Here is a 6,823-nt window from a genome sequence, read left to right as displayed (position 1 = left end):
GGATGCGACTATTGAGAAAATCTTCACCGCGCTGAATTTCAACGCGATCGTGATCGATTTGACCGAAACCCGCAGCATCGACAGCACGACGCTGGGCCTTTTGGCCAAGCTGTCGATCCTGTCGCGGCAGAAGGTCGGCTTGTTGCCGACCGTCGTCACCACCCACGATGACATCACCCGTCTGCTGCAATCGATGGGCTTCGAACAGGTCTTCAACATCGTCAACCACCCCGTGCCGTGCCCAGAGTGCCTCGATGACCTGCCGGATCAGGATCAGTCGGAAGAAGTGGTGCGGATCAAGGTGCTGGAAGCGCACAAGATCCTCATGGGGCTGAACGATTCCAATCGTGAAGCCTTTCACGATCTGGTGAATGCCCTCGAACGCCATTGATCACCTGAAGCGATGTTGGCTGGGCTGGCCTCTTCGCGAGCAAGCTCGCTCCCACAGGGTTATGTGGCGAACACAGCATTTCCATACACCCACATTTCCTGTGGGAGCGAGCTTGCTCGCGAAGGCGTCGGCTCAGACATTACATTCCTAAGCATCTAACCAATAAAAAAGGGCGAACCTGTCAGGTTCGCCCTTTTTGCATTTCAGCTACTCAGATCACAGCTTGGCTTGTAACAACGCCTCAAGCTTTTCCTGGTCACGGGCAAACTGACGAATGCCTTCAGCCAGTTTCTCGGTGGCCATCGCGTCTTCGTTGGACAACCAGCGGAACTGCGCTTCATTGAGGCTCTGGCGCGCTTCACCCGCGTGCCCCGGCGCCAGTTTGCGCTCCAGCTTGCCAGTGTCGGCCGCCAGTTTGTCGATCAGGTCCGGGCTGATGGTCAGGCGGTCGCAGCCGGCCAGTTGCTCGATCTGGTTGAGGTTACGGAAGCTCGCGCCCATAACCACAGTCTTGTAGTCATTGGCTTTGTAGTAGTTGTAGATGCGCGTCACGGACTGCACGCCCGGATCATCGGCGCCGGTGTAGTCGTTGCCGTTGGCCTTTTTGTACCAATCGTAGATGCGGCCCACGAACGGCGAGATCAGGAACACACCGGCATCGGCGCAGGCCGACGCTTGGGCGAAGGAGAACAGCAAAGTCAGGTTGGTCTGAATGCCTTCCTTCTCCAGCACCTCGGCGGCGCGGATGCCTTCCCAGGTCGAAGCAATCTTGATCAGCACGCGGTCGCGGCCGATGCCGGCCTTGTCGTACAGCTCGATCAGGCGATGCGCCCGTTTCAGCACGGCGTCTTTATCGAACGACAGGCGCGCATCCACTTCGGTGGAGATACGGCCCGGGATCACTTTGAGAATTTCCTGACCCACTGCAACGCCGAAGCGGTCGCTGGCCAGGCCGACATCACCCTTGCAGTCGCTGACACAGGCGTTCAGCAGCTCGGCGTAAGCGGGAATGGCCGCAGCCTTGAGCAGCAGCGAAGGGTTGGTTGTGGCGTCGACCGGTTTGACCCGGGCAATCGCTTCGAAGTCGCCGGTGTCGGCAACCACGGTGGTCATTTGTTTCAGTTGTTCCAGCTTGGAAGTCATGGGTGTGCTCTGTCCTGTGGGTCTGACGACATTACCCGAGCGCTGACAGCCACTCAAGGGCGCGTACGTGGATCGATGGCCCCTGAGGCAACAACCTGAAAACGATTGTTTGAAAGGCGGGGCGCGGTATCGATGAATACGATTCCAAAACCACCCACAGGTTCAAAGCAACTGACCTGCGTAGAGATCAATCGCACGAGGCCTACTGCGCATTCAATTGCATACCGGCGGCCATTTTCGCCGGCTTCGGTTGCCCCCCCGAGGTCAGCAGGCCGAAGTTTTTCTCGCGCTCGTTACTGCCCGACTCACTGTTTCGCCATTCGTAGATTGACGTCAGCGGGATGTTGAGCTTTTTCACATCGGCAATAAACGCGCTGACCTTGCTGGCCTGCCCGTCGTTGCCGCCGTTGGAGCGCAGCGCCGATACGCCCCATTCACTGATGACCCCCGGTAGATGAAAGTTTTGCTGGATAAAGGACTGTGCATTGCTGATTTGCGTGGCCGTCATGCTGTACGGGTGATAGGAAATCGCATCGAGGCATTTCGGGTACTCACTGACGATTCTGTTAAGCGCCACCGTTGACGCCGAGCCTGCGGTCGGTGCCCGGGCAAAACCGAAACCGACCACTGGCGTGGTTTGCGATGTGTTCTGCAGTGACTTGCACACGGCGCTCATGAATGGCACGAACGTCGTCTCAAAGTTGCGCGTCGGCCAATAAGTTGCAAGGTCCGGCTCGTTCCAGATCTCGATCGCGACCAGTTGTGTGCTGTAGGTTTTCTCCAGGCCCGTGAGTGCGGTGGCAAACGATTCGCCGGCTTTCGTCAGTGCAACGGTGTTGGCGGGTGTCGGGGTCAACGGTTTGATCGCGCGCACGGTCAGCAATACCGGCAGGCCTGCGGATTGCGCAGCCGCAAAGGCATCGCTGACCTGCTTCTGATAAGCCTTGGCGCTGAGGCTGTCGCTCCACACGCCCAAGCGCACAAAACTGAACCCTGCGGCTTTGATATGGGCGGCGTCGTCGGCAGTAAAGTTCTGGATCTTGACCTGAATTCCGACGGTCTTGGCGGGGAGGTTGGGAAACAATTCACTGGCATGCACTTGAGGTGCGGCACTGAGCGCCAACAGCAGCGAGGCGCTGAGTCGTTTGAGATGGGCTGATTTCATGTCTGCTCTCCAATGAGAATGACAACGGCGAATAGTTCTCTGGTTATCTGTTGTTTGAAACTAACAATCCCGCGAAGTGCGCGAATGTTATTTTTTGTCGGAAATAAATCGCGCGAAAATCACAGTTATTTTTAGTCCGCTAATTCTGGTTGGGGGGCTTTTAAGCGCTGTGGTACTTAGTGTGCTGGTACTAACAGGGCGAATCTATTTTCTGAGTGCAGGAAGATCTAGTGGGTTCATTAAAGTTCGCTCTAGATGTTGGCAGTTTGATATTACACAGGAAAGTAAACCTTGTTCAAAAAGATCCTTGTCGTCTGCGTTGGCAATATATGCCGAAGTCCTACCGCAGAACTGTTGCTGCGTAACGCGCTGGCCCCTGGAGCGATCTCGGTGACCTCCGCAGGCCTCGCGGCACGTGTCGGAGAAGGCGTCGAAGCCTCGGCGCGGCGGGTTCTGGAAGACCACGGGCATAACGCCGAGGGCTTCAAGGCGCGGCAACTGACCTCGGACATCGTCAATGAATCAGATCTGATTCTGGTCATGGAAAAGCAACACGTTAACCAAGTATTGAACATTGCCTCCCATGCTCGGGGCAAAGTCTTTCTGCTCGGCAAATGGCAGAGCGAGCGAGAAATACAAGATCCATACCGTCAAGGCAAGGCCGCTTTTATTCATGCCCATGCATTGATTGAAGATGCTGTCAGCGCATGGGCACAACGTCTTGTACGTTGATGAATATTCTTCAGATCAGTGAATGGTAAGAACAGACTTATGCAGTTACCGTCAGTAATCGCCAACCGTGACAACGATCAAGACAGTATTGATCTGCTCGGCATATTCGGCAGTTTGATCGACCAGAAATGGTTGATCGGCGCGTTCACCGGTGCCTTCATGGCCGCCGGCGTTGCCTATGCGGTGTTGGCCACGCCCGTGTACCTGGCGAACGCGCTGGTGCAGGTCGAACCGAAAAAGAACGACATGCTCGGTTTCTCCGACCTCAACAGCATGCTCGGTGGGCAATCGCCGTCGGTGACCGAAATCGGCATCATCAAGTCCCGCGCGGTGATCGGCAAAACCGTCGATGACCTGCGTCTGGATATCGACGTCACCCCCAACACCTTTCCGCTGGTTGGCGGTTTTCTTGCCCGTCGTTATCGCGGCGAAACCGATTCCAGTGTTGCCTCGCCACGGTTCGGCATGAACAGTTATGCCTGGGGCGGCGAGCGTGTCGAGATCGCCAAGCTCGACCTGCCCAAAGAACTGTTGGGCAAGAAGCTCACGCTGATTGCCGGCGAACAGCATCACTTCAAACTGTTCGATGAAAACGACAACTTGCTGGTGGAAGGCGTTGCGGGTGAAGCCTTCGCGCAAGACGATGTAGAAGGCCTGATCACTCAGCTATCGGCCAACCCTGGCACGCGTTTCCAGGTGGTGCGCAATCCACGCATCGTGACCATCCAGAGCTATCAGGATGCGCTGGATATTTCCGAGCAGGGCAAGGAGTCGGGCATCATCCGCCTCGCGCTGGCCAGCGCCGATGCGCCCGAAGCGGTGAAGATCCTCAACAAGATCGCGGCGCTGTACGTCGAGCAGAATGTGCGTCGCACGTCAGCCGAAGCTGCGCAGAGCCTGGCGTTCCTGCAAAGCCAGCTACCGCAGGTCAAACGCGATCTGGCCAAGGCCAGTGATGCGCTCAACGTCTACCAGACGCACGGCAAGACCGTGAACATCTCCCTGGAAACGCAATCGGTGCTCGGTCAGTCCGTGGCGCTCGAAACGCGGATTTCCGAGCTGAAAATGCAGCAGGCGGAGATGGATCGCAAGTTCACCAAACAGCATCCGGCCTATCGCGCACTGATGAGCCAGATCGGCGAATTGACGCAGCAGCAGAAGTCGCTTGAAGGCAAGGTTCAGGACTTGCCAGCCACGCAACAGGAGCTGTTGAACCTGACCCGCGATGTCGAAGTGGCCTCGCAGATCTACACGCAGCTGCTGAACAAATCCCAGGAACTGGACATCGTCCGCGCCGGCGCAGTCGGCAACGTGCGCTTGATCGACACGGCGGATGTCGACCTGACCAGCCCGGTCAAACCGAAAAAAGCCCTGATCGTGCTGATCGCAACCTTCCTCGGCGCCTTCGTCGGCGTCGCCCTGGTGTTGCTGCGCAAATCCCTCAGCCGTGGTCTGGAAGGGCCGGAGGCCATCGAGCAACTTGGTTTGCCGGTGTACGCGTCGATTCCTTACAGCGCGCTGCAAAAGGAAGAGGACGGCAAAAAAGGGCGCGCTCGCGATGGCGTGGACAAACCGGCGTACCTGTTGGCACTGCGCAACCCGACGGATCTGTCCATCGAGTCGATCCGCAGCCTGCGTACCTGCCTGCACTTCGCCGGCCTGGACTCGACCAACAACCGCATCATGATTTCCGGGCCGAGCCCGCAGGTTGGCAAGACCTTCGTCTCTTCCAACCTTGCCGCCGTCATGGCGCAAAGCGGTCAGCGTGTGGTGCTGATCGACGCCGACATGCGCAAAGGACACTTGCACAAAACCCTCGACGTACCGATCACCAATGGTTTGTCGGATCTGCTGGTCAAGCGCTGCACCATCGAGCAGTCGATTAAAAAGATCGAGGGCGCTGACCTGCACTTCATCAGTCGCGGGCAGGTGCCGCCCAATCCTTCCGAGCTGTTGATGCACGCCAACTTCCGCGAACTGCTGGCGCAACTCAGCGAGCTGTACGACGTGGTGATCATCGATACGCCGCCGCTGCTGGCGGTGACCGATGCGGCGATTGTCGGCCGTGAGGCGGGCATCAGCCTGATCGTCACGCGCTTCGGGGTGAACCCGGCCAAAGAAATCGAATTGACCATTCGCCGCTTTGCCCAGAACGGCATCGAGTTGAAAGGTGCGGTGTTCAACGGCGTCGAGAAGCGCGCGGCCAGTTACTACGGCAACGGCGGCTACGGCTATTACAACTACGAATACGCGTCCGACAAATCCTGAATTGTCCATACATGAGGTGGGTGAGTTGTGAAAAAAATACTGCATGTAGCTGAGACGATTAAAGGTGGCGTGGCGACGGTCATTCGCACGATTTCGACGTCGCCCGAAGACGATGTTGCCAATTACCAGTTGGTCTATCTGGTCCCGCAGGATCAGGAAAAAGAACTGCACGGCATCGCGGCGCAGCAGATCCGCACCTTCGCCCGAACCGGGCGCAACGTGCCGTCGCTGCTGCGTTTCGCCTGGCGCCTGGCGCAGGTGATGCTCAAGGAAAAACCCGATGTGGTGCATCTGCACAGCACCTTTTCCGGGGTGATCGGCCGTTGCGTTTGCGTGCTGTTACGACCGTGGCGCAAGCCGATAGTCGTCTACTGCCCGCATGCCTTTTCGTTCCTGATGGAAAGCTCGCCGATCAAGCAGAAAGTCTATGCGTGGATCGAGCGCGTCTTGCAGAAGGTCACCGACGTGATCATTTGCGTCAGCCAGTACGAACTCGATAAAGCCGCGCGTTTCGGCATCGAGCGCAAGCGCATGCGCCTGATCTACAACGGCATTCATCGCCGGGACGACGCGGTGAAACCCGCCAACCCCGAGCCGATTCATTTGCTGTTCGTCGGCCGTCTCGACTACCAGAAAGGCTTCGACGTGTTGCTCAAGGCCTACGCCAAAGTGCAACGCAACGATCTGAAACTGACGGTGGTTGGCAGTGCGGTCAACGAGGACTCGGTCGAGTGCCCGCCAATGGATTCGGTTGAATACCTGCCGTGGGTGACGCCGAGCGAAGTGCACGCGCTGTATCAACAAGCCGATGCACTGATCGTCCCGAGCCGCTGGGAAGGTTTTGCCATGGTGCCGCTGGAAGGCATGGCCATGGGGCTGCCGGTGATCGCCAGTGACTGCACGTCGCTGCCCGAACTGGTCAGCAACGAGGTGTCCGGTTATGTCTTCCCGACGGGTGATCACCAGGCGCTGGCCGATGTGCTGGCGAAAATCCAGAAGCCGCGCTTGCTCGACCTCGGCAACGAAGGTCGCAGCATTGTCCGCGAGCGTTTCAGCGCCGCGTTGATGATCCGCCAGACCTACGATTTGTATCGCGCTCCCACTTATTAAGTAGAACTCAAGCT

At 57.6% G+C, this 6,823-nt stretch carries 6 protein-coding genes; 4 read left to right on the top strand and 2 right to left on the bottom strand.

Translation table 11 applies throughout. From position 1 onward, the window contains the following. On the top strand, positions 1-391 hold a 391-nt coding region (locus tag ACIQVE_RS20540), incomplete at its 5' end, for an STAS domain-containing protein (RefSeq protein ID WP_402811420.1). 216 nt (positions 392-607) lie between these two features. Here ACIQVE_RS20540 and tal read toward each other — a convergent pair. After that, positions 608-1,534, bottom strand: coding sequence for a transaldolase (gene tal / locus ACIQVE_RS20535; RefSeq protein ID WP_402811418.1), 927 nt, complete (start codon positions 1,532-1,534; stop codon positions 608-610). Between the two features lie 202 nt (positions 1,535-1,736). Next, positions 1,737-2,699 (bottom strand): cellulase family glycosylhydrolase, encoded by a 963-nt coding sequence (locus ACIQVE_RS20530; RefSeq protein WP_402811416.1) that lies wholly within the window; start codon positions 2,697-2,699, stop codon positions 1,737-1,739. Between the two features lie 291 nt (positions 2,700-2,990). Here ACIQVE_RS20530 and ACIQVE_RS20525 point away from each other — a divergent pair, with 291 nt between their 5' ends. The 3 genes from ACIQVE_RS20525 to ACIQVE_RS20515 are packed head-to-tail and all read left to right on the top strand — an operon-like array spanning position 2,991 to position 6,809. Then, on the top strand, positions 2,991-3,431 hold the full coding sequence (locus tag ACIQVE_RS20525; RefSeq protein WP_402811414.1) for a low molecular weight protein-tyrosine-phosphatase: 441 nt from the start codon (positions 2,991-2,993) through the stop codon (positions 3,429-3,431). Positions 3,432-3,470: 39 nt separating this feature from the next. Then, a complete protein-coding gene (locus ACIQVE_RS20520; RefSeq protein WP_402811412.1) occupies positions 3,471-5,699 on the top strand; it encodes a polysaccharide biosynthesis tyrosine autokinase in 2,229 nt (742 codons plus the stop codon). A gap of 27 nt (positions 5,700-5,726) precedes the next feature. After that, positions 5,727-6,809, top strand: coding sequence for a glycosyltransferase (locus tag ACIQVE_RS20515; protein WP_402811410.1), 1,083 nt, complete (start codon positions 5,727-5,729; stop codon positions 6,807-6,809). Positions 6,810-6,823 lie beyond the last annotated feature (14 nt).

This window comes from Pseudomonas sp. NPDC098747, from assembly GCF_044760045.1.
In the GTDB taxonomy this organism is placed as follows: domain Bacteria; phylum Pseudomonadota; class Gammaproteobacteria; order Pseudomonadales; family Pseudomonadaceae; genus Aquipseudomonas.
This window is presented reverse-complemented; position numbering and strand designations above follow the sequence as displayed.

Excerpts from the sequence above, each read along its gene's own strand:
- tal (WP_402811418.1), bottom strand. The coding sequence starts at position 1,534 with ATGACTTCCAAGCTGGAACAACTGAAACAAATGACCACCGTGGTTGCC.
- ACIQVE_RS20530 (WP_402811416.1), bottom strand. The coding sequence starts at position 2,699 with ATGAAATCAGCCCATCTCAAACGACTCAGCGCCTCGCTGCTGTTGGCG.
- ACIQVE_RS20520 (WP_402811412.1), top strand. The coding sequence starts at position 3,471 with ATGCAGTTACCGTCAGTAATCGCCAACCGTGACAACGATCAAGACAGT.